The 20,080-nt window shown below is 63.8% G+C and carries 17 protein-coding genes; 7 read left to right on the top strand and 10 right to left on the bottom strand.

All coding sequences use genetic code 11. The annotated features are described in order from the left end of the window. Positions 1–560: 560 nt before the first annotated feature. The 4 genes from QEN71_RS23380 to QEN71_RS23395 form a co-directional block, all read right to left on the bottom strand. Positions 561–1,583, bottom strand: a complete 1,023-nt coding sequence (locus tag QEN71_RS23380; protein WP_201657486.1) for a GlxA family transcriptional regulator — start codon at positions 1,581–1,583, stop codon at positions 561–563. 24 nt (positions 1,584–1,607) lie between these two features. Continuing rightward, positions 1,608–2,381 carry an ABC transporter ATP-binding protein gene (locus QEN71_RS23385; protein ID WP_201657522.1) on the bottom strand — a complete coding sequence of 258 codons (774 nt, stop codon included), beginning with the start codon at positions 2,379–2,381 and terminating at the stop codon, positions 1,608–1,610. A 136-nt stretch (positions 2,382–2,517) separates the two neighbouring features. Further along, the gene (locus QEN71_RS23390) at positions 2,518–3,228 is read right to left on the bottom strand and encodes an ABC transporter permease (RefSeq protein ID WP_201657489.1); all 711 of its coding nucleotides are present in this window, start codon (positions 3,226–3,228) and stop codon (positions 2,518–2,520) included. Between the two features lie 48 nt (positions 3,229–3,276). Continuing rightward, positions 3,277–3,966 carry an ABC transporter permease gene (locus QEN71_RS23395; RefSeq protein ID WP_201657492.1) on the bottom strand — a complete coding sequence of 230 codons (690 nt, stop codon included), beginning with the start codon at positions 3,964–3,966 and terminating at the stop codon, positions 3,277–3,279. A 437-nt stretch (positions 3,967–4,403) separates the two neighbouring features. On the opposite strand from QEN71_RS23395, the gene QEN71_RS23400 reads away from it, so the two are divergent. Beyond that, on the top strand, positions 4,404–5,012 hold the full coding sequence (locus QEN71_RS23400; RefSeq protein WP_201657495.1) for a class I SAM-dependent methyltransferase: 609 nt from the start codon (positions 4,404–4,406) through the stop codon (positions 5,010–5,012). A gap of 20 nt (positions 5,013–5,032) precedes the next feature. On the opposite strand, the gene QEN71_RS23405 is transcribed toward QEN71_RS23400, so the two are convergent. Both QEN71_RS23405 and QEN71_RS23410 read right to left on the bottom strand, forming a co-directional pair. Continuing rightward, entirely contained in the window at positions 5,033–6,061 is a 1,029-nt protein-coding gene (locus QEN71_RS23405) for a patatin-like phospholipase family protein (RefSeq protein ID WP_201657498.1), read from the bottom strand. A gap of 112 nt (positions 6,062–6,173) precedes the next feature. Next, entirely contained in the window at positions 6,174–6,716 is a 543-nt protein-coding gene (locus QEN71_RS23410; RefSeq protein WP_201657525.1) for a hypothetical protein, read from the bottom strand. 864 nt (positions 6,717–7,580) lie between these two features. On the opposite strand from QEN71_RS23410, the gene QEN71_RS23415 reads away from it, so the two are divergent. Next, a complete protein-coding gene (locus tag QEN71_RS23415; RefSeq protein WP_201657501.1) occupies positions 7,581–8,573 on the top strand; it encodes an LLM class flavin-dependent oxidoreductase in 993 nt (330 codons plus the stop codon). Positions 8,574–8,623: 50 nt separating this feature from the next. Here QEN71_RS23415 and QEN71_RS23420 read toward each other — a convergent pair whose 3' ends face one another. Next, entirely contained in the window at positions 8,624–9,709 is a 1,086-nt protein-coding gene (locus QEN71_RS23420) for an alpha/beta fold hydrolase (protein ID WP_233472043.1), read from the bottom strand. 450 nt (positions 9,710–10,159) lie between these two features. Between QEN71_RS23420 and glgC the strand changes: the two genes are divergently transcribed. The 4 genes from glgC to QEN71_RS23440 all read left to right on the top strand — a co-directional run bounded on the left by glgC (position 10,160) and on the right by QEN71_RS23440 (position 14,750). Then, a complete protein-coding gene (gene glgC / locus QEN71_RS23425) occupies positions 10,160–11,428 on the top strand; it encodes a glucose-1-phosphate adenylyltransferase (RefSeq protein WP_201657504.1) in 1,269 nt (422 codons plus the stop codon). A 159-nt stretch (positions 11,429–11,587) separates the two neighbouring features. Then, complete coding sequence (gene glgA / locus QEN71_RS23430) at positions 11,588–13,048, top strand: glycogen synthase GlgA (protein ID WP_201657507.1); 1,461 nt, start codon at positions 11,588–11,590, stop codon at positions 13,046–13,048. A gap of 279 nt (positions 13,049–13,327) precedes the next feature. Next, positions 13,328–14,191, top strand: a complete 864-nt coding sequence (pdxY, locus tag QEN71_RS23435; RefSeq protein ID WP_201657510.1) for a pyridoxal kinase PdxY — start codon at positions 13,328–13,330, stop codon at positions 14,189–14,191. A gap of 97 nt (positions 14,192–14,288) precedes the next feature. After that, complete coding sequence (locus QEN71_RS23440; RefSeq protein WP_201657513.1) at positions 14,289–14,750, top strand: hypothetical protein; 462 nt, start codon at positions 14,289–14,291, stop codon at positions 14,748–14,750. Positions 14,751–14,907: 157 nt separating this feature from the next. On the opposite strand, the gene QEN71_RS23445 is transcribed toward QEN71_RS23440, so the two are convergent. The 3 genes from QEN71_RS23445 to QEN71_RS23455 all read right to left on the bottom strand — a co-directional run bounded on the left by QEN71_RS23445 (position 14,908) and on the right by QEN71_RS23455 (position 19,418). Next, positions 14,908–16,047 (bottom strand): IS481 family transposase, encoded by a 1,140-nt coding sequence (locus QEN71_RS23445; RefSeq protein WP_201654201.1) that lies wholly within the window; start codon positions 16,045–16,047, stop codon positions 14,908–14,910. Between the two features lie 552 nt (positions 16,048–16,599). Next, positions 16,600–18,501, bottom strand: a complete 1,902-nt coding sequence (locus QEN71_RS23450) for a DUF3857 domain-containing transglutaminase family protein (RefSeq protein ID WP_201662053.1) — start codon at positions 18,499–18,501, stop codon at positions 16,600–16,602. Further along, positions 18,498–19,418 (bottom strand): helix-turn-helix transcriptional regulator, encoded by a 921-nt coding sequence (locus QEN71_RS23455; protein ID WP_201662057.1) that lies wholly within the window; start codon positions 19,416–19,418, stop codon positions 18,498–18,500. The genes QEN71_RS23450 and QEN71_RS23455 overlap by 4 nt, the downstream gene beginning before the upstream one ends. Before the next feature lie 108 nt (positions 19,419–19,526). On the opposite strand from QEN71_RS23455, the gene QEN71_RS23460 reads away from it, so the two are divergent. Beyond that, positions 19,527–20,075 carry a hypothetical protein gene (locus QEN71_RS23460; protein ID WP_201662060.1) on the top strand — a complete coding sequence of 183 codons (549 nt, stop codon included), beginning with the start codon at positions 19,527–19,529 and terminating at the stop codon, positions 20,073–20,075. Positions 20,076–20,080 lie beyond the last annotated feature (5 nt).

The raw sequence follows: 20,080 nt of genomic DNA on the forward strand, positions 1-20,080 counted from the left end.
ACGCGTCGCCCCTGTGCGGGGCGGCACCTACTTTTCTTTGCAGCGGCAAAGAAAAGTAGGCAAAAGAAAGCCGCTTCAAACCTCCGGTGCCTGCCGTGGATAACGCCACGGCACACGTTCCTTGAGCCGTCGCGCAGCGACGCAAACACTTCGTAGAAAGCCCGCAGTCAGGCGCGCGCGGCGCGAAAGATGACATCCACCTGGGGCACATTCGGTCAGCACGTTTTTTTGCATTTGCCGTCAGTTGATTGCGGCGTTATGTGCTCCAGACTGTATGGGTTTTCGCGCTGTACGCGGTTGACTGCGGGCTTTCTACGGGGTGCGGACGTTGCTGCGCGACAGCTCAACTGCGGCATGCCGTAGTGCGAACCTGGCGGGCACTGGAGGTTCAAAAGCGGCTTTCTTTTGCCTACTTTTCTTTGCCGCTGCAAAGAAAAGTAGGTGCCGCCCCGCACAGGGGCAACGCTAATAAACCGATACGCAATCGCGGATGCCAGCGCAGCAAAAAAAACAAAAAGCAAAAACCAGAATAGCGACTAGCGTCGCAGACAAAAAAACCACTAAGCCCGCTCAATCATAGCCGCCCCGCGGGGCTCATCCCCGCGCTGCTTCTCGATCCAGTTCCTCCTTTCTTCCCGCGGCGTCACGCCAAATTTTTCCCTATAAGCATTAGAAAAATGCGCAGCAGAAGAAAACCCACATGCAAGACTAATCTGCACAACAGACTTGCTAGTCCGCTGCAACTGCGTCCTTGCTTTAGCAAGCCTCAACCCGAGGTAATACTTGGAGGGCATCGACCCAAGATATTGCCGGAACAGCCGCTCGAGTTGCCGTCGCGACACGCCAACGAGCCCGGCAATCTCATCCGAGGTAAGAGGATCCTCGATATTCGCTTCCATCAACAGCAACGCATCATTGAGCCGTGGATGCCGCTCGCCAGGCGCGGTCACAAACGGTATGCGCTGCCGCTCCTGACCGGAGCGCAAAGTCCCGACGCCCATCGTATCGGCGATACGCTCGGCGAGTTCAGGCCCATGCTCGCGCCCGATCATCGCCAGCATGAAATCGACGGTCGCCTGACCACCGGCACACGTCGCCCGATCGCGATCGATCTCGAAGATCTGCTGCGTGACGATGGAGCGCTCGAACTGTTCGGTGAACTGCTGATACGTCTCCCAGTTCACGCTCACGCGATAGCCGGATAACTGCCCCGCCATCGCGAGCCACCACACGCCATGGTGAATGCCCGTCACGAGCGGCGTGCGCTGCCCGACGCGCGACAGGCTCGCGAGAAAAAGACGATAGTCCGCGAATTGCTGGAATCGCTCGCTGACGATGATCAGCCAGTCGCACGCAATCGCATCGCCGAATGCGGCATCGGCAGGCCACGATGCGCCGCCCGCGAGCGGCACCGGGCGACCGTCCCACGACACGACTTGCCAGCGATACAGCGCGCGCCCGTCGATTTCATTGGCGAGATTCAGCGCGTCGACGATCGGCCCGACGCCCGACATCGACACAGGCGGCAACGCGACGATCGCGACCTGGGTCGTGCGGGCAGGACTGGACGACGGACGCGCCATTGCGATAAACGACCGGAAGCGGGATTACTTGAGACTGCCGGACAGGAACTGCTTCAGGCGCTCGCTCTTCGGCGTCACCAGCACTTCCGACGGCACGCCCTCTTCTTCCGTGCGTCCCTGATGCAGGAACATCACATGGTTCGACACGTTGCGCGCAAAACCCATCTCGTGCGTCACGACGATCATCGTGCGGCCCTCTTCGGCGAGCTTCTGCATCACCTTCAGCACTTCGCCGACGAGTTCAGGATCGAGCGCGGAGGTCGGTTCGTCGAACAGCATCACGTCGGGGTTCATCGCCAGTGCGCGCGCAATCGCCACACGCTGCTGCTGACCGCCCGACAGATGCGACGGATACTGTTTCTCCAGACGCGGCGCGAGGCCGACCTTCTCCAGATACTCGCGCGCGCGGTCTTCCGCTTCCTTGCGCGGCAGGCCGAGCACGTGGATCGGCGCCTCGACCACGTTCTCCAGCACGTTCATGTGCGCCCACAGGTTGAAGTGCTGAAACACCATCGCGAGCTTCGTGCGGATGCGCTGCAACTGCTTGTGATCCGCGACTTCGAAATTGCCGTGGCGGTCGGTCTTCGTACGCACCGCTTCGCCGTCGACGACGATCTGCCCGGCGTTCGGCCGCTCCAGAAAGTTGATGCAGCGCAGGAACGTACTCTTGCCCGACCCGCTCGCACCGATGATGCTGATCACGTCGCCCTTGTTGGCATTCAGCGAGACGCCCTTCAGCACTTCGTTGTCGCCATAGCGCTTGTGGATGTCCTGCACGGCGAGCTTGCAGGCTTCCATTTGAGTCGTGTGGAGCAAGATGCTCTCCCAGAGTGAAGACGGGTGAAACGGATGCTGAGGTGCAGTCGTGCTGCTGCGATCGATGCTTCATTGCGCTGCGGCACGCTACTCAACGTAGCGCAACGAAGCGTGAAAATCAGCGGCGCACGGCCAGATACGCGAGCCAGTGACGCTCGGCGCGCCGGAACAGCGCAACCAGCGCGAACGATACAACAAGATAGATCAGTGCCGCGAGGCCGAATGCCTCGAACGAGCGGTAGGTCGCCGAGTTCGCATCGCGCGCGACCTTCAGCACGTCGGGCACGGTCGCCGTGAAGGCAACGGTAGTCGCGTGCAGCATCAGGATCACTTCGTTACTGTACAACGGCAGCGCGCGGCGCAGCGCGGACGGTATCACAATCCGCCTGTACATCGTGAACCAGCTCATCCCGTAGGCACGCGCGGCTTCGACTTCGCCATGCGGCGTCGCGCGAATCGCGCCCGCGAAGATCTCCGTCGTGTACGCGCAGGTGTTCAATGCAAACGCAAGAATCGCGCAGTGAAAGCCGCTGCGGAAGAACGAATCGAGCAATGCATGCGAGCGCACGAATTCAAGGCTGTAGATGCCCGTGTAGATCAACAGCAACTGCACGTACAGCGGCGTGCCGCGAAAAACGTAGGTGTAGAGCCGCACGGGCGTCGACAGCCAGCGCTTCTTCGATACGCGCGCCACGGCAAGCGGAATCGATGTCACGAAGCCGATGCCGATCGAGGCGACCAGCAGCCACAGCGTCACGGCAAGGCCAGAGATGCGCTGGCCGTCCCAATAGAGGAACGCTTTCCAGAACTGGTTGAGGATGTCGATCATGAGCGTCGTCTCCTGCGTAATGCCTGAATGGCCTGAATGCTGCGCGAGTTAGAGTTCGGCGTGCCGCACGCCAATCGAATAGCGCTTCTCCAGCCAGATCAGCACGAGATTCGATACGGTCGTGATCGCGAGATAGATCAGCGCGGCAACGAGAATGAAGAAGAACATGTTGAACGTGCTCTTGCCTGCGTCCTGCGCGGCCTTGACGACATCGGCGAGACCGATGATCGACACGAGCGCCGTCGCCTTCACCAGCACCTGCCAGTTGTTGCCGATGCCCGGCAGCGCGAAGCGCATCATCTGCGGAAACAGGATGCGCGCGAACACGCGCGCGCCGCTCATCCCATACGCGGCGCCCGCTTCGAGCTGGCCGCGCGGCACAGCGAGAAACGCGCCGCGAAACGTCTCGGTGAAATACGCGCCGTAAATGAAGCCGAGCGTCAGCACGCCCGCGATGAACGGATCGATGTCGAACTGCGGCAGGTCGAGCGCGTCGGTCAGATTGTTGACGGCGATCTGAATGCTGTAGAACAGCAGCAGCATCAGCACGAGATCGGGCACCGAGCGGATCAGCGTCGTATAGCCCGTCGCGATCGCGCGCAACGGCCGGTTGAACGACAGCTTCGCCGCCGCGCCGATCAGCCCGAGCACGACGGCCGTCGCCAGCGAAAGAACCGACAGCTCGATCGTCTTGATCGTGCCGTCGAGGAGCACCGGGCCAAAGCCATAGAGGAACACGTGTGTCTCCTGTCGAAGCGAAGCGCGAAGGTTGATCGGAAGCCGCACCCGCAGCGGCATGGCGCGGATACTCGCAAGCGAAAATGATTTGCTCAAACGCGGTCATGCGATTCTTGTGCAATGCAACATGCGCGATAGCATGGCGGCGCACGCGTTGGACGCCCGCAGTTTCAAGCGCTGTCCGCTTGTCTGTCCGTTTGTAAGCGCATGGCACACGCGATGCGGCTGCCGCGAATTCGCAAGTTTCGGGTCGCTTTTTCGATAGACGCGCCAAGCCGTCGGCATGCCCGCAAACCCGCGCCGATTGGGGCTTTCCCTGAAAGACACAGGCGCCCGATGCTGTCAGGCACGACCCCGCAAAAGCCGTCGCGATGACTCACGCGTTAGACTGGGTATCCCCTTCCGCCACACGACGCTTCTGCACACAGGATCGCCGCATGCCACTTCACCCCGACGCCTCGACGCTCGACGCCTACACGCGCGACGCCGCCCGCTATTCGCGCGAATGGCTCGACCAGCCGCCGCCCGACGACATGTACGCGCTGTGGGAAGCGCATCTGCTGCCGACGGGCAAGACGGCCGATATCGGTTGCGGCAATGGGCGCGATGCCGCGTGGCTCGCGGAGCATGGGTATCGCGTGACGGGTTTCGATGCGTCGGAAGGTTTGCTCGACGAAGCGCGGCGGCTCTATCCGCAGATTGCGTTTCGCACGGCGACGCTGCCGTCGCTCGCCGAGATCGACGAGCAGTTCGACAACGTGATCTGCGAAACCGTGCTGATGCATCTGCCCGTCGACTCGATGACGGATGCGATCGACAACCTCGTGCGCATCCTGCGGCCGAACGGCATGCTGTATCTGTCGTGGCGCGTGACGGAGGGCGCGGACGCACGTCAGCCGGACGGACGCCTTTACTCGGCGTTCGAGCCCGCGCTGATCACGGATGCCCTCACCGATTGCGTGATCCTGTTCATCGACGACACGACGAGCGCGAGTTCCGGCAAGCGCGTGTGTCGCATTATCGCGGCGAAGCGTAGCGAGGGCTGAGCGCCCTCAAGCCGCGGCGATCATTCGGTGCCGAGGCACGCGCGGATCGCGGGCAGCATCGCTTCGACGGCCGCGCGCCCTTCTTCAATGGCGGGCCCCGCGCGGTGAAAATCGAAGATGCCCATGCCGCCCAGGCGCGGCTGGATCAGAATGTCGGCGGGCTCGCCCGCGAGACGGCTGCGCGTGATCCGCACCTGCATGATGTCGATGCTTTGCGCGATCGAACTGAGCATGGATGGCACGCGCGCGCTCGGCGCGGGCGGCACGCGCACATCGCGCGACAACTCTTCGGGCGAAGGCTGCAGCCAGTTCGGGAAGGGCTTGCCGTTGCGCCGTAACAGCATCGGCGGCGCAGGCGTCGCGATGGCGGGCGGCGGCGCCTCGGTATCGAGCGGCAGCGCCTCGCCTTCGACGGCGGCTTCGACGAGTTCTTCCGTCGGCATCGGCGGCAAGTCGACGACCGCGCCGCCGAAATCACGGCCGTTGAGAATGTCGTTGTTCAGATCGACGGCGATCACGCAGTCGGCTCGCATGCCGCGCGCAGCCGACACGGGCACAGGGTTCGACAGCCCGCCGTCGACGAGCCACACGCCCTCGTGCAGTACCGGCGTGAAAATGCCCGGAATCGCAATCGACGCGCGCACGGCATCCACCACGCCGCCATCCTGCAACCAGGTTTCGCGGCCGGAATCGAGTTCCGTCGCGACGGCCGCGAACGGCATCTGCAACTCGCTGATCGAACGGCCGTTGAAGCGGTTCGCAAACACCTGGATGACTTTCTTGCCACCGAGCAATCCGCCCGAAAGACGCAGATCGAGCAGACGCACGACCGACTGCCACGTGAGCCGCGTGACCCACTCTTCGAGCCAGTCGAGATCGCCGTTCGCATAGACGGCACCGACCAGCGCGCCGATCGACGTGCCCGCGACGATATCCGGCTTGATGCCCGCGTCGTGCAGCGCGCGAATCGCGCCGATGTGCGCCCAGCCGCGCGCGGCTCCCCCGCCGAGCACGAGGCCGATGCGCTTGTAGCGCCGACGTATGGCCATTGTTGTTTTCCCCCTTTATTTACAGGCGTTTTATGGTTGGACACGCGAAATGGGCTTTCGTTTTACGTGCTGTGCGCCCTCGCCTGCCCGCCCCCGCCTCGTCAGTCTGCCGTCAATGCCCGCGGATCACGTCCGAGCGCGAGGTCGTGTAGACGATGTGATTGACGTCGAAATGCACGTTGAAGAAGCCCTCTTGCGTGACACCGCCTTCGCGCCACTTCCAGCTCCACACCGTTTCGGGCTTCAGCGGATAGACGGCCACTTCGCCCGGCTTGCCGAGCAGACGCCGCACTTCGTCTTCCGTCATGCCGACGCGGATCTTCGCGAAGTTCGCGGCCGTCAGCACCTGTGTGATCGACTGCAGCGTGCCGTCGGGTCCGATGTCGACCATGTACGTGTTGAGGCCCTGCGGGCCGCGCGGATATTCGAAGCGCTTCGAGCCGTCGGTGAACGTGCGCTCCGTTTCGGGCTTGCCCATCTGGTCGCGGATCTGCGCTTCTGTGGTGACGCCGGGCGTGAGGCCCTTCAGAAGCAGCGCATCCGGTTTGACGGCGTTAAAAAATTCCTTGAGCTTTTGCACGGCTTGGTCGCTCTGCTGGTCGTCGCAGCCGGCGAGCGCGGACAGCGCGCCCACCACGGCCACGGAAAGCATCATGTTGCGCAACGAGGTGCGGATAATCATCTTCGATGACATGCGGAACACAAACGTATGAACGACACCAAGCATAACCCGCGCGGCGGCCCGTTCGCGAACGAACGCCGTGCAGATGTGTGTGGAAAGTTAAAGAATTGCTACGCGAGATTTCGCGTGCAAGGAAGAAACCGGGAATGGGAGAGCCCTGCTGAAAACGGCCATGCGAACGCATGCCGCCAGAACCGCTAGCGTTTCGGCCAGAAGCCACGTGTGCTTCTGGCCGACGCAATTTTCACCGCTATAGGCCGCCATGACGGCAGCCGCTGGCCCCTCGACTATCTCGCAAGTGCAAACAATCTAGCGTCAGCCCGGCGATTGCGCGAGAGCGCGTTTACACCGAATCGGCTGACGAATCGGGCGCGCGGACGCAACGGGCTGCATCGTTGCGCCCGGCTGACCCGGTCGACCCGGTTCGTCCGGGTGTACGCTGCGTAGCCGACCTACGCGTGACGTGACGGGCCGACCGGCGTCGAGGTCCGTGGAGGCCGCCGCTTCGTCGGACGGATATGCGTCGCGCAGATCCGCATCGATGGCGGCGACGCTTGCACGTTAATGCGTTCGCGCGCGAACGTCCGTGCGACGGCACACGCACCGCATACGTCTGGAGCACGTTTCGACGCATTTTGCCCCTGTTTTCAGGGGCTATTTCTGCATCGACATTCGCGCCTGGTTCATATTCAGCAGCGTCCAACCCTGCTGCCGTCAGGGACATGAACAGACCGCCAGCACGAACGGAAGCCCTTTGGCACAATCGCCACTTTCCGCACGCCAGACGGTCCGCATGTCGCCTTGCAAACGGCGATGGTTGGCCGCACATCTTTTGCCATGATTCCTTTTTCGGTCCTCGATCTTTCCCCCATCACGGCCGGCGCGACCGCATCCGATGCGTTTCGCAATACGCTCGATCTCGCGCAGCACGCCGAGCAATGGGGCTACAAGCGCTACTGGCTCGCCGAGCATCACAACATGACGGGCATCGCGAGTGCGGCGACGTCGGTGGTGATCGGGCACGTCGCGGGCGGCACGAAGACGATCCGCGTCGGCTCGGGCGGCGTGATGCTGCCGAATCACGCGCCGCTCGTGATCGCCGAGCAGTTCGGCACGCTCGCGTCGCTGTATCCGGGCCGGATCGATCTCGGCCTCGGCCGCGCACCCGGCACCGACCAGACCACGGCGCGCGCACTGCGCCGCGACCTGCACGGCAGCGCCGATTCGTTTCCCGACGACGTCGTCGAGTTGCAGCGCTATTTCGGCGATCCCGTGCCGGGTCAGCGCGTGCGCGCCGTGCCGGGCGCCGGTCTGAACGTGCCGCTGTGGCTGCTCGGGTCGAGCCTGTTCAGCGCGCAACTGGCGGCGGCGCTCGGCCTGCCGTTCGCGTTCGCGTCGCACTTCGCACCCGACTACATGATGCAGGCGCTGCACGTGTATCGCGCGCAGTTCCGCCCTTCGGAAACGCTCGAGAAGCCCTACGCGATGGTCGGCGTGAACCTCTTTGCCGCCGATACCGATGCCGAAGCGCAGCGCCTTTTCACGTCGCTGCAGCAGCAGTTCATCAATCTGCGGCGGGGCACGCCGGGGCAGTTGCAGCCGCCCGTCGATCAGGTCGCGGCATCGGAGATGGAAATGAGCAGCGTGCGGCATTCGCTGGCCTGCTCGGTCGTCGGCGATCGCGAGACGGTGCGCGACGGCCTGCGCACGATCATCGAGCAGACGGGCGCGAGCGAGCTGATGCTGACCGCGCAGATCTACGATCACGCGGCGCGGCTGCGTTCGTTCGAAATCGGCGCGCAGGTGCGGGACGAGCTTGCCAACGGCTGAGGCTCGATAGCTAACACGCCCGCGCGTGAAGCAGGCGGCTTTGCCCGCGATCAATGGCTCGCGGGCAAAGCCGCCAGCCCGTCGAGCAACGCCTTGTGAAACGCCACGGGATCCTGCATCTGCGGCGCGTGGCCAAGCTCGGCGAACTCGACGAGCGTCGCGTGCGGAATCGCCTGCTTCGTCAGCTTCGCGAGTTCCGGATAGTGGCCGATCTTCGCGCGCACCTCGGGCGGCGCAGCGTCCTTGCCGATCGCCGTCGTATCCTTGTCGCCGATCAAGAGCAACGTCGGCATCTTCAGCAAGCCGAGTTCGTAGACGACGGGCTGCGTATAGATCATGTCGTACAGCAGCGCCGAGTCCCACGCGACTTCCTTCTTGCCCGGCCCGCGATACATCCCCGCGAGCATCTGCACCCACGGCTCGAAATCGCTGCGCCACTGGCCCGAATAGTAGGTCGCCTGCTCGTAGCGGCGGATGCCGTCCGCCGTCGTCTTCAGCTCGCGCTCGTACCACTGGTCGACGGACAGCGACGGCACGCCCTTCGCCTTCCAGTCCTCGAGTCCGATGGGATTGACGAGCACCAGCTGCTGAGTCTCGCCCGGGTACATCAGCGCATAGCGGACCGCGAGCATGCCGCCCGTCGAATGACCGACGATCGTCGCATTCTTCACGCCGATCGATTCGAGCAGCGCATGCGTGTTGCGCGCGAGCTGCTGAAAGCTGAACTGGTAACGCTGCGGCTTGCTCGACTTGCAAAAGCCGATCTGATCCGGCGCGATCACGCGATACCCCGCCGCCGACAATCGTTCGATCGAACCTTCCCATGTCGCGCCGCAAAAATTCTTGCCGTGCAGCAACACGACCGTGCGACCGTTCGGATGCTCAGGCGCAATGTCCATGTAAGCCATATGCAGCGCCTCGCCTTGCGAGTTGAACTCGAACTGATGCACGGGCGCCGGATAGTTGAAGCCCTGCAACTCCGGCCCATAGGCGGGACCGTCGTCGGCGGGTGCGGCCGAAGGCGCGGAAGAACTGACGGAACTAGCAGCAACGGCGGCGCGGGCATCGATGCCCGACAACGCGACGCAGGCAGAAAGGGAAACGGCAACGAGCGATGAACGCAATGTCAGTTTCATGAGCAGTTGGGTTGACTGGCAATGGAAGCAGGCAGGCCCGTCATGATGCCCGCGTCGCGACGGGTTTGCAGCGCCGCTTGCAATGGTCCCGGACGACGGGCGCACGCGGACGCCAAACAGGCGTTTCAATCGGTCAACCGTCTGGCATAAATTGCCCGCCGGCGTCCTGTCATGCCCCGCGAAGCACCCTTTTCTACCTGGCGCGCGCGGCCCGATGCGTCGGCCACCCGCGCGAGTGTGGCATGGCGAACGCGGCATGTTGCGCGCGCGTGGCGCATGGGTCAGACTAACCGCTGGCTGGCATCCGACGTGCATGACGGGTTCCAGCCCGAACGAAAATCAGGCCGTCGCACACAACAAAAAACGATAACAAGAACAGCGTCAGACAAAAATCGAACGCCGGGGCGAAGAAAGCTTCCACCAGGGCTCACCCATAACATGGAGACGCACATGGATACGCCGGCAAGCCTCAACGATCTGCAACACACCACGCTCGCCATCGTCCTCGCGGGCGGGCGCGGCACGCGCCTCGGCCCGCTCACGAACAAGCGCGTGAAGCCCGCCGTGCACTTCGGCGGCAAGTACCGGATCATCGATTTCGCACTGTCCAACTGCCTGAATTCAGGCATCCGGCGCATCGCCGTCGTCACGCAATACAAGGCTCACTCGCTGCTGCGGCACGTGCAGCGCGGCTGGGGCTTCCTGCGCGGCGAGTTCAACGAGTTCATCGACCTGTGGCCGGCGCAGCAGCGCGTCGAAGGCGCGCACTGGTATCGCGGCACGGCCGACGCCGTGTTCCAGAACCTCGACATCATCCGTTCGATCCGCCCGAAATACGTCGTCGTGCTGGCGGGCGACCACATCTATAAGATGGACTACACGCGGATGGTGATGGATCACGTCGAGTCGAAGGCGGATTGCACGGTCGGTTGCATCGAGGTGCCGCGCATGGAGGCCGTCGCGTTCGGCGTGATGCACGTGGACGAACAGCGGCGCGTGACAGGTTTCGTCGAAAAACCCGCCGATCCGCCCGCGATGCCCGGCCGCCCCGACATCGCGCTCGCGAGCATGGGCATCTACGTGTTCAGCGCCGATTACCTGTACTCGCTGCTCGAAGACAACATCACCAGCGTCGCGACCGATCACGACTTCGGCAAGGACATCATTCCGCGCGTGGTCACGTCGGGACATGCGATTGCGCATCCGTTCAGCATGTCGTGCGTGTCGTCGGATCCGAGCGTCGAGCCGTACTGGCGCGACGTCGGCACGATCGACGCGTACTGGGCCGCAAATCTCGATCTCGCGTCCACGATTCCCGCGCTCGATCTCTACGACCGCAACTGGCCGATCTGGACGCATCAGGAACAGTTGCCGCCCGCCAAGTTCGTGCGCGACCTGAACGGGCTGCAAGGCTCGGGCACCAATCTGATCGCGTGCGGCGGCTGCGTGATTTCCGGCTCGCAGATTTCGCGCTCGGTGCTGTCGTCGAATGTGGTCGTGAATTCGTTCTGTAACATCGCTGAGGCAGTCTTGTTGCCGCAGGTGACGATCGGCGCGAGTTGCCGCCTGCGCAAGGTCGTGATCGACCGCGGCTGCCAGATTCCCGACGGCACCGTGATCGGCGAAGACCCGGTGCGCGACGGCGAACGCTTCTATCGGACGGACAGCGGCGTGGTGCTGGTGACGGCGGAAGCGCTCAAGCGGCAGACGGCGCGCTAGCGGACGGCTGCGCACGAAAACGCTAAAGCAGAGCGCGGCGGGCGCGGAAACGCGTTGCCCGCCCGCGCGCCTTCTGTACGGTCCATGCGTCCCGACACGCGGACGCCACGCCACCCGCGGCAACCCATAACCGGCAGTTAACCGACAGGACTGAGGCTCATGACGATCCGCGCGCTGCATGTCGCAAGCGAGCTGTATCCCCTTCTGAAAACGGGCGGTCTCGCCGACGTCGTGGGCGCGCTGCCGCCCGCGCTGATCGAACTGGGCGCCGATGTCCGCGTGCTGCTGCCCGGCTTTCCCGCCGTGGTCGGCGGGCTGTCGGACCTGCAGCCGGTGGCGCGGATCGGCGATCGCTTCGGCGCGTCGGACGTCACGCTGGAGCGCGGCACGCTGGCCGCCAACGGACTCATCGTGTATGTGATCCGCGCGGAATCGCTGTATGACCGCAGCGGCAATCCGTATCTCGACGCCGAGCACGTGCCGTACGGCGACAACGCGCAGCGCTTCGCGATGCTCGGCTGGACAGCGGCGCAGCTCGCCCTGCATCTCGACCCTGCGTGGGCGCCGCAGATCGTCCATGCACACGACTGGCACGCGGGTCTCGCGCCCGCCTATCTGAAAGCGGCCGCGCGCGAGCACGGCAAGCCGCCCGCGCGCACGATCTTCACGGTCCATAACCTCGCCTACCAGGGCATCTTTCCCGCGCATCAGTTCGGCCAGCTGGGCCTGCCCGCCGACTTCTTCCACATGAGCGGCGTCGAGTTCTACGGACAGATGTCGTTTCTGAAGGCAGGCCTCTTCTACAGTGACCGCATCACGACGGTGAGCCCGACGTACGCACGCGAAATCCAGACGCTCGCGCAAGGCGGTGGACTCGACGGACTGCTGAGCCAGCGTTCGCACGATCTGTCGGGCATTCTGAACGGCGTCGATTACTCGGTATGGCAGCCATCCACCGATCAGTTGATCGCCGGCCGCTACACCGACACGCGTCTTGCCGGCAAGCGTGCGTGCAAAACGGCGCTGCAGGAGCGCTTCCATCTCGCGCCGAAGAGCGATGCGCTGCTGTTCGGCGTGGTGAGCCGGCTGACGGAACAGAAGGGCCTCGATCTGCTGCTCGCTGCGCTGCCCGACATCATCAAGCGCGGCGGGCAGCTGGTCGTGTTCGGCACGGGCGACCCGGCGCTTGAAAACGGCTTGCAGCGCGTCGCGCAGTCGCATCCCGAGAGCGTCGCCGTCGAACTCGGTTTCGACGAAACGCTTGCGCATCAGATCGTCGCGGGCAGCGACGTGATCGCCGTGCCATCGCGCTTCGAGCCGTGCGGGCTGACGCAGCTTTATGCGCTCGCGTATGGCTCGCTGCCGCTCGTGCATCGCGTCGGCGGCCTTGCCGATACCGTCGTCGATGCATCGCTCGAAAACATCGCCGACGATCTCGCGACGGGCTTCGTGTTCGAGCGCTTCGAACCCGAAGCGCTGACGGCCGCGATCCGCCGCGCGTTTGCGCTGTACGCGCGGCGCACCGACTGGAAGGCCGCGCAGCGCCGCGCAATGCGGCAGGACTTCGGCTGGGGCACGTCGGCGGAACGCTATCTCGCGCTGTATCGCGAGCTGGTGTGATCAGGCTTGCGCGCCCTTGATCCTGCGCATCGACGGCGTGCGCTTTGATGGTTCGACGCAACACGGCGGGGCCGGATCGGTTCCGCGGCGCAAAAACTCATGTATCTTGTGATGAACCAAGTGTGATGCGTCCGGCGGGCAAGCCGCCGCGCATCGCGCCAAAGCGGTGCACGAAGCGCCGCGCTGACAGGCACAGCGTTCCAACGAAAGCGCACACGAAAAGCGCGCATCCGTTTCGCATTCTTTCCTGGCGCCCTTCCCGCGCCGTATCGGTTCGACATGAAAAACGTTCTGAGCATCCAGTCGCACGTCGTATTCGGGCACGCAGGCAACGGCGCATCGGAGTTTCCGATGCGGCGCCTCGGCGTCAACGTGTGGCCGCTCAACACGGTGCAGTTCTCGAACCATACGCAGTATGGGCATTGGGAAGGCAGCGCGATCGACGCGTCGCAGATGCTCGCGCTCGTCGAAGGCATCGGCGCGATCGGCATGCTGCCGCGCTGCGACGCCGTGCTGTCGGGCTACCTCGGCACACCCGAGCAGGCGCAGGCCGTGATCGAAATCGTGCGCGCCGTGAAGGCCGCGAATCCGCACGCGCGTTACATCTGCGACCCCGTGATGGGCACCGCGACGGGCTGCCGCGTCGAGCCAGGGATCCAGGAATTTCTCGTGCGGACGATGCCCGAAGTGTCCGACGTGATGTGTCCGAATCACAGCGAATTGCAACGGCTGGTCGGGCGCGAGATCGAGACCGTCGAGGAAGCTGTCGCCGCGTGTCGCGAGTTGATGGAACGCGGACCGAAGATGGTGCTCGTCAAGCATCTGCTCGATCGCAACAGCCTCGCGGACCGCTTCAACATGCTCGTCGTGACGCAGCGCGAAGCGTGGATGGGACAGCGTCCGCTGTATCCGTTCGCGCGTCAGCCGGTGGGTGTCGGCGACATGACGAGCGCGGTGTTCGTGGCCCGGACGTTGCTCGGCGATTCCGTGCGCAGCGCGTTCGAGCACACGCTCGCGGCCGTCAACGCCGTCGTGCGCGCGACGTGGGATGCGGGGCGTTATGAACTCGAGATCGTCGCCGCGCAGGACGACATTGCGCGACCGCGGGACTGGTTCGATGCGTGGGTGGTGGAATCGGCTTGATCGGCGCGTCGCGCGCCGCTGTCAGCCCGACGTCCTATAATGCCTGCCGCGCGTATTTTGCGCGGCATTTTTACTGGCACTGGCAAGAGAGGCATTGATGGACGGCACTATCCGCAGCGAACGTGAAGAGCAGTTTGAAGAGTTGTGCATCAGCGTCGACGCAGACGAGACGCATGAGCAGGAAGCGATCGAATTCTTCGAAGCGCAATTCGGCGAAGCGGACTTCGACGCCGCGCAATGGCTCGATATCGCGCTTTATTACTCGCCTGCTGTCGCGCGAGGCATTATCGATATGGTCACGCCTGACGATAAGGCGCGCAGCAATATCGCTGTTGTGATCGGCGATAACCTCGATATCTCGTATGGCGAGGATGAGTGTCAGCAGTTTGCTGAGACGATTCAGTTCGCTATCGCGAATGGGGTGCCTGTTGATCTCGATGTTGTGCTTGATGGGTGTCAGCGGGCTATTGATGATCTCGATACGTGGGCCGAGGAAGAGGTTAAGGAACCGTTGCTGCGGCTGAGGGATGAAATCCTGCGGATGCAGGGCGAGCAGTGACTTTTTAGTTGCCTTGTGGTTTTGCTGGCATCCGCGAGTTCGTAGCGGTGCTTCATGCGTTGCCCCTGTGCGGGGCGGCACCTACTTTTCTTTGCAGCGGTGTACAGACTGGAGACATGGTTGACACATGTACGGGGACATCGTTGACACCTGATGGTCAGGGTTTGGGTGCCTTCAGGTCAAGTTTGGCGACCCGCTGATGGGCGAACCAGATCTCGATCACCCCGTCTTCCTTCTCGCTCATGCGGGCTGCTACCTGCAGCCCCTTGAGCGCGATCGACAGCTTCAGTTTCTGGCCGCGCAGGCGCACCACGCCGCTGGCATTGACCCGTAAGACTTCATCGCCACAGCCGTATTCGGGCTCGGGCACCCGCCCGGGCATCGCGCGCAGGCTGCACGCGTAGCGGGTAATGGGCGTGGCCATCCCGAGTGCCTCGTGCGGACGTTCGACGTTGTACACGTGCCGCCAGCGATCCAGTGCCTGCTGCATGTGCGCATGTGTGCTGAAGGCCTGCCGGTCCAGCACTTCGGCCTTCAGCGTGCGGTGAAACCGTTCGTCCTTGCCATTGGTCTGCGGGTGATACGGCCGGCTGTAGCTCACCAGGATGCCCAGCCGGATCAGCCAGACCGCGAGTTCGGTGAGCTGCCCCGGCGCGCTGGGCGAGCCCCACGGCGCGCCGTTGTCGGTGTTGATGCGCGCAGGCAGCCCGTAGCAGCGGAACGCGCGCTCAAGCGCGGCCTGCACGACCTGTGTGGTCGTACGCGAGCAGGCGCTGAGCACGAGGTTGTAGCGCGAGTGATCGTCGATGACCGTCAGCGGCATGCAGCGCCCATCCTTCAGCGTCTGGACGTCGCCCTTGAAGTCCATCTGCCACAGCAGGTTCGGATGCGCGTGCTCGAAGCGCTGCCAGTGCTGGCGCTGCTGCGACGCCTGTTCATCGATGAGCCCGTGGCGGCGCAGGATTTCGGTGATCGTGGCGGGCGCGGGCACCTCAGTCTCGCCCAGATCCTTCAGGCGCCGTTCGATCTTGCGTCCGCCCCAGCCATGTTCGCGACGCAGTTCCAGCACCCGCGCTTCGATGTGTTCAGGTGAGCGCAGGGGGCTGTGGTGCGGGCGTCGGGAGCGGTCGGCCAGCCCGCCGGGGCCTTCGGCCTTGTGACGGTCCAGCCACTTGTAGCCGGTCTGGCGGCTGATCCGGTAGCGCCGGCATAGCTCGCTGAATGACAGAGCCTGTGTGGCGGCCAGGCTGACGAATTCTTCGCGGAGATTCATGGTGTTTTTTGCTTCCCAGGGCATGGTTGAATCCGGGCGTTTGATTACCCGAAAGTGTCAACCATGTCCCTGTACACCTGTCAGCTATGTCTCCAGTCTTTACACAGCGGCAAAGAAAAGTAGGCAAAAGAAAGCCGCTTTTGTACCTCCGGTGCCGGGCAGGATGGCGCTTCAGCATGCCGCAGTTGAGCCATCGCGCAGCAACGTCCGCACTCTGTAGAAAGCCCGCAGTCAACCGCGCACGGCGCGAAAAACCCATACAGTTTGGAGCACATACCGCCGTAATCAGACCGACGGCAAAGGCAAAAAAACGTGCTGACCGAATGTGCCCCAGGTGGATGTCATCTTTCGCGCCGCGTGCGCCTGACTGCGGGCTTTCTACGGAGTGTTTGCGTCGCTGCGCGACAGCTCAAAGACCGTGTGCCGTAGCGTTATCCTGGCGGGCACCGGAGGTTCAAAAGCGGCTTTCTTTTGCCTACTTTTCTTTGCCGCTGCAAAGAAAAGTAGGTGCCGCCCCGCACAGGGGCAACGCAAGAAGCACGGATACGAATTCGCGGATGCCAGCGAAAAAAAAGGTCACCGTGCAGAACCAGCCCGCACAACGATCTGCGCCAACGCATCGCGCTCAATCCGAACAAGAGAACCCTGCGCCTGCGCAAACTCATCAACGCTACAAACCTGATGCCCAAACCGCGCGCGAAGCCGCCGCGTAATCTGCAAAACACGAGTAGAAGGATCAAACACATAATGCGACGCATAGTCAAAAAACCGATCCTTCACAACAGCATCCACAGGCATATCGGTAACGCGAACGGTATCGGGTAGCGTAATCTGCGAAGTCTCATCGAAATCGCCCCCGATACAAACCCACGGCTGCGTCCGCTGCGGCTCAGCGAGCCACGCCTGCACCTGCGTGGCAATCCCCCCCGACAAACTCGTCAACGCAGGCAACGCGGTCGTCCCGTCAGGCCACGTGAAATGCTCCAACGTCCCCTGCATCGCAATCGCAAACGGCCCTGAAGTCGAAGTCAACTCGCCCGGCTGCATCCGGGCAATCCCATGCAACCCCGTCTGCCGCAACCGGTCGGCGGCAATCTGCTGCCAGCGCTGCCGCGTCGCACGTCGGAACACGTTGCGCTCGAGTTCAGCCGGCACACCCACGTCTTCCACACGATACGTGAACGCCGCCGTCCCCGTCCCGTCGATATCGATCGCCAGCCGCGCATTGCGGCCGCGCTCCTGAGTGGGAGGCGTGCGCGCGAGCACGCCGTCATCGACGAGCAGCACGGGACGGTCCATCGCGCTCGGTGGCAGATAGCCGAAGCCGATACCGCCCGCCGTCGTGTCCGCGTACAGGTTCAGCGACGGAATCCACGTGATCGCGTGATTGATCGCGCTTGCGCCGTAGCCCGGCACGTCGGGCAGCGTATAGATGGGCCCGAGATTGAGCAGCACGGCCTGACTGTCGATGCCGACGGCCGCGAGCATCGCGCCGAACAGCGCGACGTGATCCTTGCAGTCGCCATAACGGTTGCGCAGAATATCGCTGGCCTTGTGCGGCACAGCCGCCGTCTCGCCGAGAAACAGCGCGACGTAGCGGATGTTCATGCGCACCCAGTCGTACAGAATCTGCGCCTTCTCGCGCGGGTCGTCGGTGTGCGCCGTCAGCGCCTGCGCAAACTGCGCGATCGCCGGATCGCGCCACGTCGGATCCTGCGCCGCCGTGCGATAACGCTCGGCAAACGACGCGAAATCGCGCGTCGTCGATACCATCAGCCGGTCGCCCCACGTCGCGTAGCCGACTGCCCCCGCTTCGATGGGCGCATACGGTCCATGCCGATACTCGAACGTGTAGCGCGTGCGACCATTCTCCGTAACGGGCGGCAACGCGACATAGCCGCGTGCGTCGGCATAAAGCGGTACGTCGGCGGGCAGATCGAAAATCAGCTGCTGCATATCGACAGGACCGCGCGTGGGCTCGACGAAATACGCAAACGTGCCGCCTTGCAGCGGTATCGAGCGCGTCTTGCGAAACGCGAGATGCACGCGCGATCCCGGTTCGACGCCCGGAAAGATCACCGTGCGCAGCACGCCGTCCTGAAACGTCGGCGCGCCCGCCGAGCGCGGCTCCTGCACGTCGCGGATGCCGTCCGGCCCGACAGGATGCGCGACGCCGTCGCGATCGATCGTCTCCGCCGCGAGCAGCTGCACCTGCTCGATGTCCTTGTTGAACCACACGTAGCGTTGCGCGATATCGTCGACACCGCTCGTCGTGTTCGCGCGCAGGATCGTGTCGTCGTGCTCCTCGATCGAGCCGTCCTTCTGCACGACGAACAGATGGACGTCGCGCTCGATCGTCGACGGCGGAATGTCGTCGGTCGCCACGCGTTCCTGCGCATGCATGGACGCCGCGCCGCATGCGCAGACGATCAGCGGCAACATGGCCGCCGCGCGCAGGCGGTGCACGTGCCGGCTCATGCGTTGCGCACCGCGCGACGGCGTGCGCCGCGCTGCGTGCGCCACGCGCGCGGGCTCATGCCGAATTCGGCGCGAAATGCGTGATTGAAATTGGACACATCGTTAAAGCCGCTATCGAGCGCGATATCGACAATCTTCACGTCTTCATCGACGAGACCTAACGCCGCGTGACGCAGCCGCGCGCGCAGCACGTATTGATGCGGCGTCACGCCCGTGACGCGCTCGAATGTGCGCAAAAAGTAGAAATCGGACAGGCCGCACAATTGCGCGAGACGCGCGAGCGTATGCGGCGCATCGGGCGTTTCGTCGATCAGGCGCGCGGCCTGCGTCACGCGCGACCACGCGCTCGCGCTCGTCGATGCGGCATGGCGCTTCGCATCGGGTTGGGTCGCGCGCAACGTGGTGTCGGCGAGTTCGACGGCAAGTTCGTCCCATGCGGCATCGGACGCATCATGCGCCGCGCCGCTGCAAGCGCGCGCGATCAACCCCGAAAACGCACGCAGCGGCGGCATACGGCCGTGTCGAAACGATGCCTCGGCGCGAGACAAACCCATGTCGGCGGCAAGCCGTTCGAAGTACGCAGGCTGATAGTGAAACGACACGCAGCGGTCGCCAGGCGCATGCCGATGGCCACACTCGAAGCATTCGCCCGCGTTACCGAGCAGCAGCGAGCCGGGCGTGAGCAGTTCGCGCCCTGCTGCCGAGCGATAGCCGAACGCGCCCGCCGCCACCATCGCGATGCACACGCCCGCGTGCCGTTCCTCGAACGGCCGGTCGCGCGGGCCGAAGGTGCACAGCACGTCCGTCACCTGCCAGCCGTCGCCCGCCGCGATCGTGCGCATCTGCGTGTTGCCGGGCATGCCCAGCGCGTCGCGGCGTGCCAGCGCGGCTTCGAGTTCGACGGCAATTTTTCCCAAGATGTCACCTCGCGGGATTCGTATGCTCGTTTTATCACAACGTCGGCGGGCGCGGCACGATACACCCGCCTCCCTTTCAATCGACTTCAGCACAAGGAGCAACGTTCAATGAATGCATTGGATCAAGGTCTCGCCCGCGGGTTTCATGCAGCACTCGGCGCGCCTGGCCGCGCAGCCGACATCGACGCCGCGCATGACCTCTACGGCTGGCTCATCGGCAGCTGGGACATGGACGTGCTGCACTATCGCGTCGACGTGCGCGAGCGGCACCTGACGGGCGAGATTCACTTCGGCTGGGCGCTCGAAGGCCGCGCCGTGCAGGACGTGTGGATCATGCCGCGCCGCGCGGATCGCAACGCGTCGCGCGAGCCTGGCTTCGACATGTACGGCACGACGCTGCGCGTGTGGGACGCTTCGATCGAAGCGTGGCGCGTCACCTACATCAATCCGGCGATCGGCCAGCGCGACGAACTGGTCGGCCGGAAAATCGGCCGCGATATCGTGCAGATCGGCACGCATGCGGACGGCACGCCGATCCGCTGGAATTTCACCGATATCACCGACGACGCGTTCCGCTGGACGGGCGTCGCGCTCGCGCCGGACGGCGTCACGTGGAATCTGGAAGGCGAGTTCGTCGCGCGGCGCAGGCGCGGCTGAGCGGG

This window comes from Paraburkholderia sabiae (genome assembly GCF_030412785.1).
GTDB classification, from domain to species: Bacteria; Pseudomonadota; Gammaproteobacteria; order Burkholderiales; family Burkholderiaceae; genus Paraburkholderia; species Paraburkholderia sabiae.

Coding starts and splice junctions, on each gene's coding strand:
- QEN71_RS23460 (WP_201662060.1), top strand. CDS start 19,527: ATGAATGCATTGGATCAAGGTCTCGCCCGCGGGTTTCATGCAGCACTC.
- glgC (WP_201657504.1), top strand. CDS start 10,160: ATGGATACGCCGGCAAGCCTCAACGATCTGCAACACACCACGCTCGCC.
- QEN71_RS23450 (WP_201662053.1), bottom strand. CDS start 18,501: ATGAGCCGGCACGTGCACCGCCTGCGCGCGGCGGCCATGTTGCCGCTG.
- QEN71_RS23380 (WP_201657486.1), bottom strand. CDS start 1,583: ATGGCGCGTCCGTCGTCCAGTCCTGCCCGCACGACCCAGGTCGCGATC.
- pdxY (WP_201657510.1), top strand. CDS start 13,328: ATGAAAAACGTTCTGAGCATCCAGTCGCACGTCGTATTCGGGCACGCA.
- glgA (WP_201657507.1), top strand. CDS start 11,588: ATGACGATCCGCGCGCTGCATGTCGCAAGCGAGCTGTATCCCCTTCTG.
- QEN71_RS23420 (WP_233472043.1), bottom strand. CDS start 9,709: ATGAAACTGACATTGCGTTCATCGCTCGTTGCCGTTTCCCTTTCTGCC.
- QEN71_RS23405 (WP_201657498.1), bottom strand. CDS start 6,061: ATGGCCATACGTCGGCGCTACAAGCGCATCGGCCTCGTGCTCGGCGGG.
- QEN71_RS23390 (WP_201657489.1), bottom strand. CDS start 3,228: ATGATCGACATCCTCAACCAGTTCTGGAAAGCGTTCCTCTATTGGGAC.
- QEN71_RS23445 (WP_201654201.1), bottom strand. CDS start 16,047: ATGCCCTGGGAAGCAAAAAACACCATGAATCTCCGCGAAGAATTCGTC.
- QEN71_RS23385 (WP_201657522.1), bottom strand. CDS start 2,381: ATGGAAGCCTGCAAGCTCGCCGTGCAGGACATCCACAAGCGCTATGGC.
- QEN71_RS23400 (WP_201657495.1), top strand. CDS start 4,404: ATGCCACTTCACCCCGACGCCTCGACGCTCGACGCCTACACGCGCGAC.
- QEN71_RS23440 (WP_201657513.1), top strand. CDS start 14,289: ATGGACGGCACTATCCGCAGCGAACGTGAAGAGCAGTTTGAAGAGTTG.
- QEN71_RS23410 (WP_201657525.1), bottom strand. CDS start 6,716: ATGATGCTTTCCGTGGCCGTGGTGGGCGCGCTGTCCGCGCTCGCCGGC.
- QEN71_RS23415 (WP_201657501.1), top strand. CDS start 7,581: ATGATTCCTTTTTCGGTCCTCGATCTTTCCCCCATCACGGCCGGCGCG.